A 16,557-nucleotide genomic window follows, 5' to 3' on the forward strand; every position below is an offset into this window, starting at 1 on the left:
CAGCGGTACCTGTCGTTTTTCGTGCTCGCCGAGTTCGACGCGGTCGCGCGTGACACGAAACGCAACCTTCAGGTGATGTCGTTTTGCCGGCAGTACGCCGCGACCGCGTCGAACTCGTCGAGCACGAAAAACGACAGGTACCGCTGGTAGTACATCGCCGCCTCCGATCGCAGGGCGGCACATTCGTCGGGGTTGAGCGAGAAGCCCCACGGCGACCCACACCGCTTCTTGTGCTTGCGCAGCCGATGGACGTGGTGATGCAGGAGCGACTGCCGGTCGTGGGGCCTGACACCGTCGGGGCGGCCGGCGATTTCCATCTGGAGCACGCCGAGCTCGAGCCGCATCTGGAGTTTTTCGCGACCGTCATTGCCGACGATCTTGCGGACGTTGATGGTGCCCGGTTCGTGGTCCCAGTTGCGGAGCACGTCGGCGATATCCCGGCGTGCCGAGGCGGCGATCTCCGATTTCGTTTTCAGCGACGCGTCGGGCTGAGTGTTGTGGTCCGTCGCGGCGTCCTTGCGCTGTGGTGCCATGATGTGCCTGTCCTGTTTCTGTCAGGGGTCCTTGGCGGATCAACGTTGCCGATCGGCGAGCTGGCGAGATTCACCGATGATATTACCGGACGTTCAAGAGCGTCCGTGCCAACCGATCTTCCGAACCGTACCCGCGATCGCCGACGGTGCCATGCTACATGATCTTCCGTGACAGGGGCCGATGATCCCCCGCTACGATCGGGCATGAGCGACCCGCTGACGCAACTGCACCATGCTGCCGACGCCGACTTTTGCCCCTACGCGGGATCGGCGATCGTCGAAACCTTCGGCGAGCCGCAGGCTGAGTACGCCGCCTTTCACCGCAGTGCCGCCCTGCTCGATTGCCCGCAGCGCGGCGTCCTCCGCATCACCGGCAAGGACCGGCTCGCATTCCTCGGCAACCTGCTCACGGCGAACGTCAAGGAACTTGAACCTGGTTTCGGGACGCCGAGCCTGCTGCTGAATCTCAAGGGACGGGTCGTCGCCGAGCTGAACGTGTTGGAAACCGTGAACGCCACGCTCATCGAGACTGACGCGCATCTGCTCGACATGCTCGCCGATCTGCTCGATCGATACTTGTTTGCCGACGATGTGCAGATCGAAAAGGCACCTGTGCGTGTTTTCCAGATGCACGGGCTGACGGCGGTCGGCGTGCTTGCGAGTGCGTTGGACAATGAAATCGGTCTTTTGGCGAAGCGCCAAGTCATCCAACCACGTCTGGCAGGCAACACGATCACCATCTTTCGCTCCGAGCTGGCCAAACCCTACGGGCTACATCTGCTCGTGCCGACCGATGCGATGATCGACGTTTGGGAACACCTTTGCGCCGTCGGGGCGTCGCCCGACCCGGATCGACCGCAGATGCGCAAGCTCCGTCCGGCCGGATGGGCGGCGTTCAACGCCTGCCGGATCGAAGCGGGACGCGCTCTGCCGGGAATTGACTACATGCTCGCCCCGCCGTCGTTGCCGCGTGTCGAGACTGACGCCTCGGAGCTGAGCAACGGCGCTTTGCCGGCGGAGTTGCCGCACTTCGACGACGTGGTCAGCGTCACCAAGGGCTGCTATCTCGGCCAGGAAGTCGTCGCCCGCATGCATGCCCGCAAGGTCGTGGCGAAAAAGATCGTCGGCTTCCGCATGGACGGCGATGCCCTGCCCCACGCCGGTGGCGAGGTTTACGACGCGGCCGGCGAGAAACAGATCGGCATCGTCACGAGCAGCACGCTCAGCCCGGTGCTCAGCCGTGCGGTGGTCGGATTGGTGAATCTGCCCAAGGCACACTTCGAGCCGGGCACGCCACTGCAGATCATGGCCGAGGGAAGCCGACAACCGGCACGGGTCACGACACTGCCGTTTCACGATTGAGCGAGCTTTGCGTTAGGCTCGGGCGATGTCCGACTATTCACCGCTCGTCAAGAAGACGCTGATCAAGCCCGGCACGCGCGTCAAACTCAAAGACCTACCGACCGATGCCAAGGACGCCACGCTCGACAAATCCGCGGCCAAAGAGCAAACCAAAGCGAACCTCGAACAGCTCGCCGAGTTACAGGAACTGCTCTATGCCGATGGTCGGCATGCGTTGCTGGTGCTGCTTCAAGCGATGGACGCGGGCGGCAAGGACAGCACGATCCGCCGGATCTTCAGCAGCGTGAACCCGCAAGGCTGTCGCGTGACGAGTTTCAAGGTGCCCACCCCGCTGGAACGGGCCCACGACTTTCTTTGGCGTCACCACCGGGAGATGCCGGCCAAAGGCATGATCCGTATCCACAACCGCAGCCATTACGAGACGGTGCTCGTCGAGCGGGTGAAGAACATCGTTCCGAAGTCCGTCTGGCAGCGCCGATACGAGCAGATCGCGACATTCGAGTCGATGCTCGCTTCGGAAGGCACCACGATCGTGAAAATCTACCTGCACCTTTCCAAGGACGAACAAAAGGAACGTCTGCTCGACCGTCAGCAACGGCCGGAAAAGCACTGGAAGTTCAACCCTTCAGACCTCGAAGAGCGCGAACTCTGGGACGATTATCAGGTCGCCTTCGAGGATGCGTTGAGCAAAACGTCGATCAAGGAAGCATCATGGTTCGCCGTGCCCGCGGATCAAAAGTGGTATCGGGACCTGATCATCAGCGACCTGATCGTGGGTAAGCTCAAGAGTCTTGACCTCAGATACCCCGACGCGCCCGAGGGGATCGAGAAGTACGACATCACCTGATCAAGGCAGTTCGCTGACGGTCCAGTACTTGTTGAGCGTCGCCATCGCTTCGACGAAGCTGGGCATGGTAACGGGTTTGACGATGTAGCCGGCGATGTTGAACTTGTACGCCTCGACACGATCCTTCTCATTGTCGCTGGTGGTCAGGACGATCACGGTCGTGTTTTTGAGTTCCTCGTCGGCTCGGAGCTCCTTGAGGAACTCGATGCCATTCATCCGCGGCATGTTGAGGTCGAGCAGCACGATCCGTCGCTCGGCGGGCATCGGAGGAACGCTGCCCTCGCCCCTCAATATCTCCAAGCCCTCGATTCCCGACGTGGCAATGAAGAGTGGGTTGGTGATGTTGTTCTTGCGAAACGCACGCTGAACGTTCATCACGTCGATTTCGTCGTCCTCGACGAGCAGGATATTGAGTTTGCGATCTCGCATGGTGGGGTCGGGACGGTGTGCGTCAGCGTGCCGGTTAGCAAATCTTGTGCCGGGCATACTACACCTTGGACCACAGACTTTCGTGCTTCCGTGGCATTCGTTTCGGCCAACGGAACGTGAACGCCGCCCCACGCCCCTCACTGCAGAGCGATACCTTTGTTTCCAAGTGCGCCGCGATCTTGGCCACCAGGCTCAGCCCGATGCCCGTCGACTTCCGCGATGCCCCGTCGTTGAGGGTCTGGAACATCTCGAACACCTTGCCGTGATACTTCGGGTCGATGCCCGGCCCGTCATCGCGAACTTCGATGGCCCAGTGATCCCCGCTGTCCCGGCACGAGATCCAAACATTGGCCGGCCCGTCGGAAAGTCGGTCGTGGTGATGGATGGCGTTGGAAATCAGGTTTTGCAGCACCTGCATCAGCCGCATCTTGTCGGCACGGATTTTCCCGCATCCCATCGACCGGTGTATCTGCACGGCCTCGGGGATGTCGAGCATTTCGAGCACCTCGTCGAGGACGGTCTCCACGTCGATGCGCTCGGGTTTCGCCACGATGCGGCCGATCCGGCCGTACTGCAAGAGCCCGTCGATCAGCCGCTCCATCCGGCTCACCCGCTCCTGCATGAGTTCGAGCTTGGTTCGCACATCGTCACCGACCGCTTCGCCGAGGTCTTCGCCGATGAAGTCGGCCAACTGCCGGATGCCCCGCAGCGGTGCCCGCAGATCGTGGCTCGCCACATAAGCGAACTGATCGAGTTCGGCGTTGCTCCGGCGCAGGTCACGCGCCGTCGTCACCAACAGCTTGGCGCGTGTCCGCAAAGTCTCCTGAACCTGCAAGCGGCGTGTCACGTCCGTGGTGACGCAGCGCAGCCGGAACACGCCGCCATCCTCTGGCGTGATGTTGGTGACCGACTCCACGCGAATCTCACGTTCGTCGCGTGTGAGCCAAGTGAAGTTGAGCAAGCCGTTGCGTTCGCCGTCGATGAGCGTGGCGATTTCGCGCCGGACACGATCGCGCTCGTCGGGCTTGATCCGCTGGTAAAAGAAGTTGGGCTGACTGAGCCAGTCCGCTACCGGATAGCCGAGCATGGCGCGTGTATGGGCACTGCCATAAACCCATGTAATCGTTTCGGCGTCGGCGTCGGTGACGGCCTCCCAGACCGAGGCGGGCACGTCACGGAGCAACTCGTCGAGCCGGCGCTCCTGGCCCTGCAGGTCGGACATCAACCGCTGCGTTTTGCGTTCGGTCAGAATCCGGCCGGTGATGTTCTGGTGCGTGATGACCGCGCCGCACGGCCCGTCCATCTCCGGCAAATGCAACGGCGTGGCTGTCATCAAGAACCACCGCTGGTCATCGGGCGCGTGGCACGGGTACTCCAGTCGATACGCCGGCGCTCTGCCGGCGAGCACGCTTTCCACGCCGTTGAACGCATCCCGTGCGATCTGGACGTCTTCGGTGTCGCCGGTGGTTTTCATCCCCGCCAAGTAGTTGGTTCCAACGCCATACTCTCTGATGATCTCGTTGCTGGTACCGAACGTCGTCCAAGATTCGTTGACCGCGACGATCTTGGCGTCGGTGTCGATGACGCACACTTCGGCGGGCAACGCATCGATCACCGCACGAAGGAAACCGGTCCCCTCCGGCACCAAGTCGTGTTGCCCTGACTCGAATCGCACGATCAACAACTTACCAAAACTCACCGCAAAGCGGGAGCGACGGTTTTGTAGAAGCGCCTGATCCTTCGCGTTGCCGACATGCGCCGACGCCGCTAGCGTCCGGCATGGCCGACCCAGAACCATCAAACGCTCCCTTGCTCCAAACGCCGCTCCACGGATGGCATGTCGATCAGGGGGCGAAGATGGTCGGGTTTGCCGGCTGGTCGATGCCGGTGAGTTACGGGTCGGTTATCGACGAACACAACGCCTGCCGCTCGGAAGGCGCGATCTTCGATGTTTCGCACATGGGCCGGCTACGGTTCAGCGGCCCCGATGCCGGGCGGTTTCTCGAAACGGTGTTCACCCGGCCGGTGACCAACCTCGACGACGGCCAAAGCCGATACGGTTTCATCACCAACGAGCACGGCGGCATCAAGGACGATGTCATCGTCGGCCGGGAACGCGACGACTACCCGGTCGTCGTCAACGCCAGCAACCGCGCGAAACTGCTCGAGCACTTCGAAACCGTCAAGACGACGCGCGGGCTCAACGTCAAGATCGACGACCGCACCGCCAAGACCGCGATGCTCGCGCTGCAAGGGCCGGCCGTCATCGAGAAGTTCGCCGACATCCTGCCGATCGACCTGGACCTGCGGAGCTTGAAGCGGTTTCGGTTCGAAACCGTGTCGTACATGCTGATGAAGTTCACCGTGAGCCGAACCGGGTACACTGGCGAGGACGGCGTCGAGGTGACACTACCGGCCAAGGCGTCGGCGTTGGCGATGCGTGGGCTGAGCGGTCCGTTGAAGGAATGGCTCCGGCCGGCCGGGCTCGCCGCAAGGGACACGCTACGCATCGAAGCCGCGATGCCGCTTTACGGACACGAGCTTGACGAAGACACCGATCCGATCACCGCAGGGCTCGGCTGGGCGTGTGATCTGAAGCAGGGCTTCATCGGAGCCGACGCGTTGCGTGCCTCGGAACCGACCCACAAGATCGTCGGCCTCGAACTCGATGGCAAACGCATCGCCCGCCAGGGCAATCCCATCCTCGCCAACGGCAATCCGATCGGCACGGTCACCAGCGGCACCATGAGTCCCACCCTCGGTCGCTCCATCGCCATGGCCAAACTCGAACTCGCACACACCGAGCCGGGCACGGTCGTCGCGGCCGCCTTCAAATCCGGTGAGGTTCCAGCGACGGTCGTCGGGTTGCCATTCTACAAACGGGCATGACCGGGCTACGCTGCGAACATGAGCATTCCTGACGACCGCCGGTACTTGCCCAGCCACGAATGGCACCTTGTGGACGACAACGGCGTCTGCACGATCGGCATCACCCAGTTCGCCGCCGACGAGTTAACCGACATCACGTTCGTCGACCTGCCCGAGGTCGGCACCGCCGTCACTGCGGGCGAGAGCTTCGGCGAAATCGAATCCGTCAAGGCCACCAGCGACCTTATCGCCGGCGTCTCCGGCGACATCGTCGAGATCAACGAAGAACTCGCGGGTGACCCGTCGATCGTCAACAGCGACCCCCACGAAGCGGGCTGGATGATCAGGGTCAAAACCAATGGCGACGAGTCGGACAAACTCCTCGATCACCGCGAGTACCTCAACCAGACCGGGGCCGGCTGAAGCAGCTCGAATGACCCTTGCCAGAACAATCTGGTCAGGACCGATTCGTGAGAGCGCTCTTGGTGTTGGTCAGCACGACGGTTTCCCACAGGTCGAGGCTGCGCAGCTTGTAGCGGTAGTCGACCTCGATGCCGGTGCCATCGACGATGCTGGCAAGTGACAGATCGCTCTTCCAACCGATCTTTGTGCAAATCGGGCAAAGAACTTTCTCGACCCAGCCGACGAAGCGGTTGTTTGACTGGAAGTGATTGACGATCGTGATTTTCGCGCCCTCTTTGGCCACGCGCTGGGCCTCGCGGACGAGTTGGATCGGGTCGCTCACGACCGTGATCACATGGCTGATGAACACGTGGTCGAACGTGTCGTCGGCAAACGGCATTTGCAGCGCGTTGGCCTGGCCGATGACGGCGTTGGTGCGGCCCTGCTTGTTCACCTTCTTGAGCGCCTGATCGAGCATGCCACCCGACAGGTCGACGCCGACGATGGTCCCCTTGTCCTGCGGGTAGTAATTCAGGCTCGTCCCGGTGCCGATGCCGACGTCGAGAACCTTGTCGTCGGCGGCGATGTTCATCCGGCCGATGGCCCGCTCGATGCGGGTGCGGACGAGTCGGCCGAAGGTCGCGTCGTAGAAACTGCTGTGGACGTCGTAAATCTTCTGCGTGCTGTTCTCACGCATCTCACGCCGGCGCGCTCGCTTCTGCTGCCGGCGAGAGCGTTGGTTGTGGTCCCCCGATGCCGAGTCGGTTGCGGAGTCCAGGGCGGTGAGATCGAGCGATTGGGCTTGAGACATCCGGATGCTTTCCATGCACGAAGGTTGAAAGGTCCACCGGCCAGCAGACCGGACAAAACGACGTTAGCATCGGATAACCCAAAGGTGAAGCCGATGCGACCTGCTTCACATGCCCGCCGCAGCGGTATCCATGGAGAAATGCAGGGTACCCGCCGGCGGATTGATCAGCAGGATCGGGTGCTCGCGAGGATCGGCTTCCCCCGTCAGCACGGTGTCGAGGACCTGCGTCTTGTTCTCGCCCGTCACCAACACCAGCGTCTGGCCGCTGCGGTTGATGAACGGCACCGTCAATGTAATCCGGGTCGTATCGAGCTTGTCGACTCGGTTTGAAACGCACAACCGGTCGGTCACGTCCAACGCCGTGGTGTGCGGAAACAGGCTCGCGGTGTGCCCGTCATCGCCCATGCCCAGCAGCATCACGTCCATGCCCCGGTCATCGCCGAAATGGCCGCGGAGCAAGGCGTCGTACTCCCCCGCTGCTTCTTCCGGATCGGCCTCGCCACGCATGCGATGGACGTTGGTCGCGGGGATGTCGATCGCGTCGAGGAATGCTTGCTTGGCCATGCGGTAGTTGCTGTCGGCGTGGTCCGGTGGCACGGTCCGCTCGTCGCCGAAGAAGACATGCACCTTCGACCAGTCGACCGGAACGTCGCCCTTGGCAAACAACTCGTACATCGCTTTGGGCGTCGACCCGCCCGCGAGACAGAGCGAGCCGGTGCCGCCGAGTTCGATGGCTTGGGCCAAGAGCTCGGCGACACGGGTGACCGCGTGCCGGGCCACGGTCGCGGGGTCGGGATGCACCTGGATCGAGGGGACGGTGGGGTCGGCCATGCCGGGAGCTTAGAGCGCGTGGGCCGGCGGAGGAACGTCCTCATTGACCGCCTGGCGGGTCGACCGTTCGCCGTCATGGCTGAACAGCGTCGGCTCACCGTCCAAGTCGGCATGCAGGTGGACCGGCCGGCCCCAGATCCGTGCGAGGTTGCCCAACGTCTCCAGGGCGTAACGGATGTCGATGTCGGCACCGGTGTGGCGATGCGCGAGGTACAGTTCGCCCCGATTCCGGTAGTTGCCGTCGACGACGTAGATGAACGGCCTGCCCATGTTGGTCAGCCGGTGCAGGAGCGTGTGCTTGATGCGGTCGGGGTCGCGGCTGACAATGCGAAGTTGGCCAGTTCGCGGATGCCGGGCGTATTGGTAGTAACGGTGCTTCTCGATGAACTCGGGCGTCATGAACTCGTCGATGAACGTCGCGTCGTTGTGGATTCGGCGAACCTCGAAGATCTTCTCCCGGCCCTTGCCCAGACCCGTATCCCAGCGACCGCGCTCGCCGACCGCATCGGCCTCGTCGTACTCCGCACCGAACTTGCCCTTGTCCCAACGCTCGTTGATGTCGCGGAAAAGTTCGATGCCGATCTTGTACGGATTGAACCCGCCGGGCGGCATGTGCATCGTGCCGCTGTGGCTGTTGGCGTACTCGATCACCTCGCCGGCCTCGGCGAAGTGCCTGGTCATGAGCGTGCTGTGCCAATAGCTCGCCCAGCCTTCGTTCATCACCTTGGTCATGCCCTGCGGCGCGAAGTAGTACGCCTCGGAACGAACGATGCCGAGGACGTCCTGTTTCCAGTCTGGCAGGTCGGCATGTTTGAGCAGGTAGAGCAGCACGTCCCGCGTCGGTCGGCCGGGGGTCGTTGCCTGGGTCCGCATGTTGCCGGCAGCACGCTGCTGCTCCATCAACGCCGGCGGGTTGATGTAGCGGTCCATGTAATCCTTGGCCGCGAAGCGATCCGATGCGTCTTCACGCTCGCCGGTCGGCGGCGGTTCCTCCAAAGGGCCACGCGTGATGAACATCGCGTGGGCGTCGATCAGGTCTTCGACGCTCAGGCAGATGTCGAGCCACCGCTCAACCTCGTCGTAGCCGAACTTCTCGATGTACCGCCGCACACGCGTGGCGTGGTTGGCCATCTCGTCCATCATCTTCCGGTTGGTCTGGCCGAACCATAGGTTGTTCTTGAAGAAGTCGGCATGCCCGTAGACGTGGGCGATGACCAGCTTCTGATCGACCAGCGGGTTCGACTCCTGCAGGTAGGCATAACAAGGGTCGTTGTTGATGACCATCTCGTAGATGCGGCCCAGCCCGTAGTGGTGTTGCTTGGAGAGCCGCTCGTATTCCATGCCGAAACGCCAGTGTGGGTAGCGCTGCGGGAACCCGCCGTACGCGGCGATCTGGTTCATCTGCCGCCAGTCGCACATCTCGAAGATCGTCGGGAAGAAGTCGAGGCCGTACGACCGCGCGACCTCCCGGATCTGCTTCTTCGCCGCGAGCAGTTCGTCGGGGAACGGGATGAGATTGCCGGTCGTGGGCATGACTACTTACCAAACAAAAGGACACGCCGGATGAGCGGAGCCGATGTGAGCGCAGCCTTTGCTAACGGCGGAAATGACAAGCAAAAACCAGCGAACAACAGCAACATACCAACCGCTCTAGTTCGCGGCCCCCAAGAAACTCCGAAGTCGTAAACGCTTAGAGTTTGAAAGCATTGAGTGCCTGCAACGGCACCTACGACACCAAACACCAACAGTATCGGGTCACGCCATGTCCATCGAGCCCAGTCAGAGACCTGTTCTTGATACTCAAGGTTTGATTTCATCGCCCCTCCCCAAAGAACGTCTTGATGCTGTCGTAGATGTCGTCCTTCGTGTTCACGCGGCTCGTGATCACCTTTTCCTCATCCGGCAGGTACTCGTGCAGGACGTTGATGAAGTTGCCGCTGCCGTAGGCGCTGGCCACTTGGCAGTAGCCGAAGAAGTTGCTCTGCGGCACAAGCTCGTCGCGCAGGAGCTTCACGCACGCGCGGCTGTCGGCTTCGGAGCTGTTGTCGCCGTCGGAGAAATGGAACAGGTACACGTTCCACTCGGCCGGGTCGTAGTGCGTGTCGAGGACGTTCTTGGCCAAGCGGTAAGCACTACTGATCTTGGTGCCGCCGTCCTCGCGGAGGTGGTAGAAAGTGTGCTTGTCGACCTCCTTGGCGTGAACGTCGTGGACGATGTAGCGGGTCTCGATGCCCTCGTAGTTCTTGCGGAGCCAGGTGTCGATCCAGAACGATTCGAGGCGGACCAGTTCCTTCTGCTCGTTGCCCATCGAGCCGGAGACGTCCATCATGAAAACGATCACCGCGTTGGACTGCGGGGCTCTCACTTCCTTCCAACTGCGGAAGCGGATGTCGCGTTTCTCCGGGACGATCACCGGGCGGAGCGGGTCGTAGCTGCCGAGCATGACCTGGCGTTTGAGCGCTTCGCGGTAGGAGCGTTTGAAGTGGCGGAGTGAGTCGGGTCCGACGGTGCGGATGCCGGAATAGCGGTCCTTTTGGCTGACGATGCGATGATTGCCGCGCGGCTCGATGCGGGGCAACTGCAACTCCTCACCGAGCAGTTCGGCGAGTTCATCCAGCGAAAGCTCGACCTCCATCAGGTGCTGCCCCGGTTGCGTGCCGCCCTGCCCGCCCCCCTCGCCTTGTCCGAGTCCGTCGCCTTCGTCGCCCTCGCCGGCACCGATGCCGCCGCTGTTGTCACCAAAGCGAAAGTTCGGCAACTCTACCTGATGCACCGGGATGCTGATCAGGTCTTTGCCTTCCTTGCCGATCAGTTCGCCCTTGGAGATGAACCGCCGCAGGTCATCGCGGATGCGGCCCTTGACGATCTGCCGGAAGCGCTGGTGGTCATGTTCGATACGGATGGACATGGCATATCACCTGACCTCCCGCATCATCAGCCAACCGCCGACGGCGAGGACGATGGCGCTACCGACGAAGCCGATGGCCGTGCCCGGCCACGCCTGGTGAATGGCGTCGATGATGTTCAACTCGCCCGTGGTGTCGTAGAGCCATGGATAACCGAGTGCCGGGTCGGTGACCCAGAAGAACGCGGCCGAAAGAAGCCCGGCAAGGATCAGGAAGATGGCGGAACGTTTGGTGCGACTCATGACGACTCCAGTTTACGGAAGCAACGACCTCAACACGCGGGGATACATCGCAAGCAGAACCAACACTGCAGCGATACTACCGATGACGGATAACAGGACGACCACGACGACCCAGCCGCGAACTTCGTCACGTGGCCGTTGCTCTGGACCGCGGTAATCGATGGTCATTCGTCCCCCTTGCTGTCTCCGCGTGCGAAGATGCTGGCGACGTAGTTCAGCACATCGGTCGCGCTGGCGTCGTTGTAGCCGAAGTATCTGATCAGGCGGTCCTTCACGACGTCGATCTTCTGCTGCGTGTCGTCGTCGACGACGCTGCTTACAAGATTCTTCAGTTTGATAGTATCGCGCTGGTCCTCAAAGAGCTTGAGTTCCAGCGCCTTCAACAGGCGGGCGTTGGTGTTGAACTCGAACTTCTTGCCGTCGAGCGCCAGGGCACCGATGTAGTTCATGATCTCCTGGCGGAAGTCGTCCTTGCGGCTCTCGGGGATGTCGATCTTCTCCTCGATGCTCCGCATCAGACGCTCGTCCGGCTCCTCGTCCTTGCCGGTGTAGCGGTTCTTGACGCGCTCGTGTTGGGTGTAGGCACGGAGGTTGTCGATGTAGTTGCCGGCCAAGCGTTTGATCGCGTCCTCGTCGGCACTGATCGCTCGTTGGACCTCGGCCTTGATGATGTCCTCGTACTCCTCGCGCACCACGCTCAGCAGATCGCGGTACTCGGACTTGAGCTCTTCGTCGGTGATCAGCGAGTGGTGCGAGAGACCTTCTTCCAACTCGTTCATCACCATGAACGGGTTGATCATGTTTTCCTGATGCGCCTGCACGGAGACCAAGGCGTTGGAGATCTTGTCTTGTATGTAGCGCGGCGAGATGCCGGTCATGCCCTCGCGGGGCGACTCGAGGCGTAGCTCCTTGATCGACTCCTCGGTGAAACCGGGGATGGACTTGCCGTTGTAAAGCTTGAGCTTTTGCATCCGCGTGATGCCGGACTTCTTCGGCTCGGCGATGCGTGTAAGCAACGCCCACATCGCCGCGACCTCAATCGTGTGCGGCGCGATGTGCATGCCGCGGATCTTCTCGGGGCCGAAGTCCTTCTCGTAGATCCGCACTTCGTCATCGAGCTTGGTGTTGTACGGGATGTCGATCTTGATGGTGCGGTCGCGGAACGCCTCCATCATCTCGTTGCCTTGCAGGCGTTTGTACTCCGGCTCGTTGGTGTGGCCGAGGATCATCTCGTCGATGTACGTCTGCGCGAACTTCTTTGGCTTAATCACGCGTTCCTGGCTCGCGGTGAGCAGGTCGTAGAGGAACGCGACGTCGAGCTTGAGGATCTCGATGAACTCGACAATGCCGCGGTTGGCGACGTTGAGCTCACCGTCGAAGTTGAAGGCGCGCGGGTCGGAGTCAGAGCCGTAGAGGGCGATCTTGCGGTAATTGATGTCGCCGGTCAGTTCGGTCGAGTCCTGGTTCTTTTCGTCCTTGGGCTGGAAGGTACCGATGCCGATGCGGTCCTTCTCGCTGAGCGTGAGTCGGCGGACGACGACGTGGCCGATGACTTTCTGCCAGTCGCCGTCGTACTTGTCCATGAGGTCGGCGTAGATCTTGCGGCAGAACGGGCACACCTCGCCATAGAGCCGGACGCGGCGACCTTCGGGCAGGTCGGCGTTGATCGCGGCGAGGACGTCCTTGCGAGCGTCGGTCGGGATCAGCAGCAACGGCTCCTCGTGCATCGGGCTCGGCACGATCACCTCGTCACCGACTTCCTCGCCGCCTTCGGCATTGGCCATCTCGCGCGGCAGACGCCACGCATAGGTGTAGAGCCGACCGGCGTCGGTGCGGCTGTAAGCTTCGAGGCCCTTTTTCAGCAGGCGGGCGATCGTTGACTTGCTCGAACCGACCGGGCCGTGCAGGAGCAGGATGCGGCGCTCGGTCCCGTAGCCCTGGGCGGCGGACTTGAGGAAGTCGACCAACTGCATGAGCGGCTTGTCGAGCCCGAAGATCGCGTCCGCCCCGCCATCGATCGGATCGGCGAAGAAGCTGTAGCGCGTGATCGGCTCCTTGAGTTCGGTGACCAACTCAGTGCCGTAGGAAAGCACCATGTCGTACACCCGCTGGAACGCGTTGCGGCAGAACGCGGGATCGGTCTTCACCAGCTCGAGATAGTCCCAGAAGGATCCTTCCCAGTGCTCATCCGCGAAGGCTCGTGCGTCGAGCCGGCGCTCGATCAGGCCACGCAGGTCGTTGGATTTTTCGGTTTCGGTCACCATGGTCATACACCTCCGTGTCGACGACCTGGCGGCGTGAATTAGCGCACGGCACCCTTGCGGTGCCGATGACCGGCCCGGTCGCCAACAACATGCCAAAGAGCTGTTCCAAACCGTCGGCCCATGCAAAACAAACGAGTACCGCCGGACCCCGTAAGCATGCGCGGGGTCCGGCGGTGTCGCAAGAGAAAAGTGTGGAATCGAACGCGAATATCGAGCGCGTCGGCTAGACCTTGAGCACCGGTAGCGGGCGGTAGTTGCCGATGATCGGGCGGGCGTCGGTTTCGAGCCATTGCCCCAGGACAGTGCTGTAGGCGTGGCGGAAGTCGACGTTGTACTTGAGGTCACCGTTGTCGAGATCGGTCAGGGAGGGGTGGTTGCCGACGACGCCGGGTTTGACGTCAGGGCCGAAGAAGAACATCGGTGCGGCCGCGCCGTGGTCGGTGCCGTTGGAGCCGTTCTGTGCCACGCGTCGGCCGAACTCGCTGAAGGTCATCATCAGCACCCGCTTGTCGTGCCCGGTCGCACGCATGTCGTCCCAGAACGCGCGGACGCCTTGGGCGAAGGTCCGAAGCAAGCGATCGTGGTTGTTCTGCTGGTTGGCGTGAGTGTCGAAGCCGCCGAGGGAAACGTAGTAAACGCGGGTGGGCAGGTTCGCCGCGATCATCGCGGCGGTGCTGCGCAGGCCGGCACCGTACTCGCCACCCGGGTAATCGCCCCGGCCTTCGAACCGGCCCAGTGCCGCGAGAATCTTGTCGCTGCTCGCCTTGGCGTCGAGCGCGGTGCGGGTGAGGAATTCGAGCTCACCCTGCTTGCCGGCAGGATCGTTGAGATCAAAGTACTTCTGCTCCTCGGCCCCGCCGTACTGGTAGTCGCTGGCGTTCTCGAAGGTCATCGGCGTGACGAGATCGCCCTGCATCGCCAGCGGTAGTTCCTCGCCGATACCAATGCCGGTCGCGGCGTCGAAGGTCGGCTCGGCGTTCGGGTTGGTCGGGTCCGCCCCGCTGCACTGGCTGTCGAAGTAACGCCCCAGCCAACCCGAACGCGGCACGTCATTGTCCGGCTGCGCCGAGTGCCAGATGTCCATACTGCGGAAGTGCGAGCGATTGGGGTTGGGATAGCCCACGCCTTGTACCAACGTCGCGAAGCCGTCCTTGAACAACGGCTCGATCGACTCACATGCACGATTCAGCCCGATGTAGTTGTCGATCGCCAGCACGTCCTCGGCGGTCTTACGCAGGCCGGGACGTGCGCGGTGGTACGCGTCGTCGCCGTAGGGCACGACCATGTTGAGCCCGTCGTTGCCGCCCGAGAGCTGGACGACGACGAGGATCTTTCCGTCGGTGCCGTTTGCTTGCTGAGTGTTCTTGAGGTCCAGCGGGTCGGCCATCGCCCAAGCGGTCTGGTTGATGAACGACGGCACGGTCACCCCGGCCCCGAGCAGGGTCATTCCGCGGTGAAGGAACTGACGACGCGTAAAGGGTTGCTTGGGCATGACGGTTATCCGAGCTGGTATTCGGGGAGCGTGACGATGAGTTGCAAGGCGGCGCGGGCCGACGCATCGGTCGGAGCCACGCCGACGCTTTCGACGATCGGCGCGGTTCGAGAAGACGGCAGGCCGTTGGGGTACAAGGCATCAACCCAACGCGCGACGAACTGCTCCGAGGTTTCGTCCTCGTGGAGGTACCGGTAGCCACGCTGGGCGGCGAGATCGATGCAGGCGTTGTTGCGTGCGAAGAGCGTGGCGGTGTTGATCCACTCGCGTCCGCTGGGCCAGCCTTTGACCGTCGGCGGGTTGAACAGAACCTGGCCCATCTTCTGGAAATGCCGAATGAGCTGCCGGGCCGGCGGTGCTTCGAAGCCGGTCTGATGGACCAACCCGACGAGCAGTTCGACCGGCGACTTGATGCGATTGCCGATGTGGGCCGGGTCGAAGAAATACGCGCTGCGAAACATCACGTCGTACACCGGCCGAAGGTCATACCCGTGCTCTACGAGGACTGCGGCGAGCGATTCGACCACCGCCTCATCCGGCTCGCTCGTGACGAAGTAAGCGAGCAACTCACGGCAGACGTACTTGGAGCAGGCCGGGTGACGCAGGATCAGGTCGACGATGTCATCGCCATCGAAGTTGCCCGAGTAGCCGAAGACGGTCTTGGTGCCATCGTCGTGCTGAAGCTGGCGAAGGGTGAAGGACTCACCGTCGGTATGCCAGCCGGTGAAAGCGCGAGCGGCCTGCTTGATGTCGTTCTCGGAATAGTTGCCGATGCCGAGCATGAACAGTTCCATCAACTCACGAGCGAAGTTCTCGTTGGGCGCGCCGACGCGATTCTGCTGGTTGTTGAGGTAGAGGATCATCGCCGGGTCGCGGGCGATGGCCTTGCAGAAGTCGCCGAAGTTGCCGGCGAGGTGCGTGCGGAGTGTTTCGTGTTGCGGCCAGACGAGACGAGCCTCTTGGCGGATGTCGCGGGCGCTGGTCGTGAAGTGGCCGTGCCACAACAAGCTCAGCTTGTCCTGTAGCGGCGCAACACCTCGAGCCATGCGGTCCCACCACCAGTCGATCGACCGCTGGACCACTTCGCGATTGGCTTGCCGAATTTTGGCTTGCAGGGCATCCCGTTCAGCCTCGGTCTCAAGTTGCCGGACCATCTGCCGCTGTTCGGTGCGGGTTTTGGGAATGCCCTCGAGTACGGACAGATCGGGCCCATCGTCGACCTCGCTGGGCGGCGCGTCGGGAAAGTCCATCAACCGATCGACGGCGGCATCGAGTCCGAGTGCGACGACCGCGTCGATCTCGCCACGTGTCCCACCGAAGCCGGCCCGGCTCAGCAAATGCACCGCGTGCTCGCGACCAAAGCTCGCGGCGTCCAATGGTTCCAACATGGGGTGTAGTTTCGCCATCGACATCTCCTCAACGCGGCAGGTGCCCGTTTATTGTCGGCATTAGCAACGAAAATCGTCTCTCAGATCGTACCAAATAGCCCCACTCCACACAGCATCGACGCCACAGAGTTTCGGAAGTTCCTGAAACGCTCGGCGAACGCGGTTTCGAGGGCTAACGTGCC

15 protein-coding genes are annotated in these 16,557 nt (G+C 62.1%); 4 read left to right on the top strand and 11 right to left on the bottom strand.

The features are described from left to right. Positions 1-68: 68 nt before the first annotated feature. Positions 69-533: a hypothetical protein gene (locus AAGD32_16510; protein MEM8875851.1), complete on the bottom strand. Its 465-nt coding sequence runs from the start codon at positions 531-533 to the stop codon at positions 69-71. Between the two features lie 204 nt (positions 534-737). Here AAGD32_16510 and AAGD32_16515 point away from each other — a divergent pair, with 204 nt between their 5' ends. After that, entirely contained in the window at positions 738-1,895 is a 1,158-nt protein-coding gene (locus AAGD32_16515) for a glycine cleavage T C-terminal barrel domain-containing protein (protein MEM8875852.1), read from the top strand. Between the two features lie 25 nt (positions 1,896-1,920). After that, positions 1,921-2,742 (top strand): polyphosphate kinase 2 family protein, encoded by an 822-nt coding sequence (locus tag AAGD32_16520; GenBank protein MEM8875853.1) that lies wholly within the window; start codon positions 1,921-1,923, stop codon positions 2,740-2,742. Here AAGD32_16520 and AAGD32_16525 read toward each other — a convergent pair whose 3' ends face one another. After that, on the bottom strand, positions 2,743-3,171 hold the full coding sequence (locus tag AAGD32_16525; protein ID MEM8875854.1) for a response regulator: 429 nt from the start codon (positions 3,169-3,171) through the stop codon (positions 2,743-2,745). 58 nt (positions 3,172-3,229) lie between these two features. Then, positions 3,230-4,846 (bottom strand): ATP-binding protein, encoded by a 1,617-nt coding sequence (locus AAGD32_16530; GenBank protein MEM8875855.1) that lies wholly within the window; start codon positions 4,844-4,846, stop codon positions 3,230-3,232. Positions 4,847-4,980: 134 nt separating this feature from the next. Between AAGD32_16530 and gcvT the strand changes: the two genes are divergently transcribed. Then, the gene (gene gcvT / locus AAGD32_16535) at positions 4,981-6,060 is read left to right on the top strand and encodes a glycine cleavage system aminomethyltransferase GcvT (GenBank protein ID MEM8875856.1); all 1,080 of its coding nucleotides are present in this window, start codon (positions 4,981-4,983) and stop codon (positions 6,058-6,060) included. A gap of 18 nt (positions 6,061-6,078) precedes the next feature. Further along, on the top strand, positions 6,079-6,462 hold the full coding sequence (gene gcvH, locus AAGD32_16540; GenBank protein MEM8875857.1) for a glycine cleavage system protein GcvH: 384 nt from the start codon (positions 6,079-6,081) through the stop codon (positions 6,460-6,462). 34 nt (positions 6,463-6,496) lie between these two features. Here gcvH and AAGD32_16545 read toward each other — a convergent pair whose 3' ends face one another. From AAGD32_16545 to AAGD32_16580, 8 genes are all read right to left on the bottom strand, one after another. Next, positions 6,497-7,252 carry a methyltransferase domain-containing protein gene (locus AAGD32_16545; protein MEM8875858.1) on the bottom strand — a complete coding sequence of 252 codons (756 nt, stop codon included), beginning with the start codon at positions 7,250-7,252 and terminating at the stop codon, positions 6,497-6,499. A 105-nt stretch (positions 7,253-7,357) separates the two neighbouring features. Next, positions 7,358-8,083 carry a 6-phosphogluconolactonase gene (gene pgl / locus AAGD32_16550; GenBank protein ID MEM8875859.1) on the bottom strand — a complete coding sequence of 242 codons (726 nt, stop codon included), beginning with the start codon at positions 8,081-8,083 and terminating at the stop codon, positions 7,358-7,360. Between the two features lie 9 nt (positions 8,084-8,092). Next, on the bottom strand, positions 8,093-9,616 hold the full coding sequence (locus AAGD32_16555) for a SpoVR family protein (protein MEM8875860.1): 1,524 nt from the start codon (positions 9,614-9,616) through the stop codon (positions 8,093-8,095). 280 nt (positions 9,617-9,896) lie between these two features. Next, the gene (locus AAGD32_16560; protein ID MEM8875861.1) at positions 9,897-10,991 is read right to left on the bottom strand and encodes a DUF444 family protein; all 1,095 of its coding nucleotides are present in this window, start codon (positions 10,989-10,991) and stop codon (positions 9,897-9,899) included. A 6-nt stretch (positions 10,992-10,997) separates the two neighbouring features. Then, positions 10,998-11,231 (bottom strand): hypothetical protein, encoded by a 234-nt coding sequence (locus AAGD32_16565; GenBank protein MEM8875862.1) that lies wholly within the window; start codon positions 11,229-11,231, stop codon positions 10,998-11,000. A gap of 164 nt (positions 11,232-11,395) precedes the next feature. After that, positions 11,396-13,495 carry a serine protein kinase gene (locus AAGD32_16570; GenBank protein ID MEM8875863.1) on the bottom strand — a complete coding sequence of 700 codons (2,100 nt, stop codon included), beginning with the start codon at positions 13,493-13,495 and terminating at the stop codon, positions 11,396-11,398. 223 nt (positions 13,496-13,718) lie between these two features. After that, positions 13,719-14,987, bottom strand: a complete 1,269-nt coding sequence (locus AAGD32_16575) for a DUF1501 domain-containing protein (protein ID MEM8875864.1) — start codon at positions 14,985-14,987, stop codon at positions 13,719-13,721. A 5-nt stretch (positions 14,988-14,992) separates the two neighbouring features. Then, positions 14,993-16,375: a DUF1800 domain-containing protein gene (locus AAGD32_16580; GenBank protein ID MEM8875865.1), complete on the bottom strand. Its 1,383-nt coding sequence runs from the start codon at positions 16,373-16,375 to the stop codon at positions 14,993-14,995. Positions 16,376-16,557: the final 182 nt, after the last annotated feature.

It is taken from the genome of Planctomycetota bacterium, assembly GCA_039182125.1.
Classification (GTDB): Bacteria; Planctomycetota; Phycisphaerae; order Tepidisphaerales; family Tepidisphaeraceae; genus JBCDCH01.

Coding starts and splice junctions, on each gene's coding strand:
- AAGD32_16570 (MEM8875863.1), bottom strand. CDS start 13,495: ATGGTGACCGAAACCGAAAAATCCAACGACCTGCGTGGCCTGATCGAG.
- AAGD32_16575 (MEM8875864.1), bottom strand. CDS start 14,987: ATGCCCAAGCAACCCTTTACGCGTCGTCAGTTCCTTCACCGCGGAATG.
- gcvH (MEM8875857.1), top strand. CDS start 6,079: ATGAGCATTCCTGACGACCGCCGGTACTTGCCCAGCCACGAATGGCAC.
- AAGD32_16560 (MEM8875861.1), bottom strand. CDS start 10,991: ATGTCCATCCGTATCGAACATGACCACCAGCGCTTCCGGCAGATCGTC.
- pgl (MEM8875859.1), bottom strand. CDS start 8,083: ATGGCCGACCCCACCGTCCCCTCGATCCAGGTGCATCCCGACCCCGCG.
- AAGD32_16565 (MEM8875862.1), bottom strand. CDS start 11,231: ATGAGTCGCACCAAACGTTCCGCCATCTTCCTGATCCTTGCCGGGCTT.
- AAGD32_16520 (MEM8875853.1), top strand. CDS start 1,921: ATGTCCGACTATTCACCGCTCGTCAAGAAGACGCTGATCAAGCCCGGC.
- AAGD32_16545 (MEM8875858.1), bottom strand. CDS start 7,252: ATGTCTCAAGCCCAATCGCTCGATCTCACCGCCCTGGACTCCGCAACC.
- AAGD32_16510 (MEM8875851.1), bottom strand. CDS start 533: ATGGCACCACAGCGCAAGGACGCCGCGACGGACCACAACACTCAGCCC.
- AAGD32_16555 (MEM8875860.1), bottom strand. CDS start 9,616: ATGCCCACGACCGGCAATCTCATCCCGTTCCCCGACGAACTGCTCGCG.
- AAGD32_16525 (MEM8875854.1), bottom strand. CDS start 3,171: ATGCGAGATCGCAAACTCAATATCCTGCTCGTCGAGGACGACGAAATC.
- AAGD32_16580 (MEM8875865.1), bottom strand. CDS start 16,375: ATGTTGGAACCATTGGACGCCGCGAGCTTTGGTCGCGAGCACGCGGTG.
- AAGD32_16515 (MEM8875852.1), top strand. CDS start 738: ATGAGCGACCCGCTGACGCAACTGCACCATGCTGCCGACGCCGACTTT.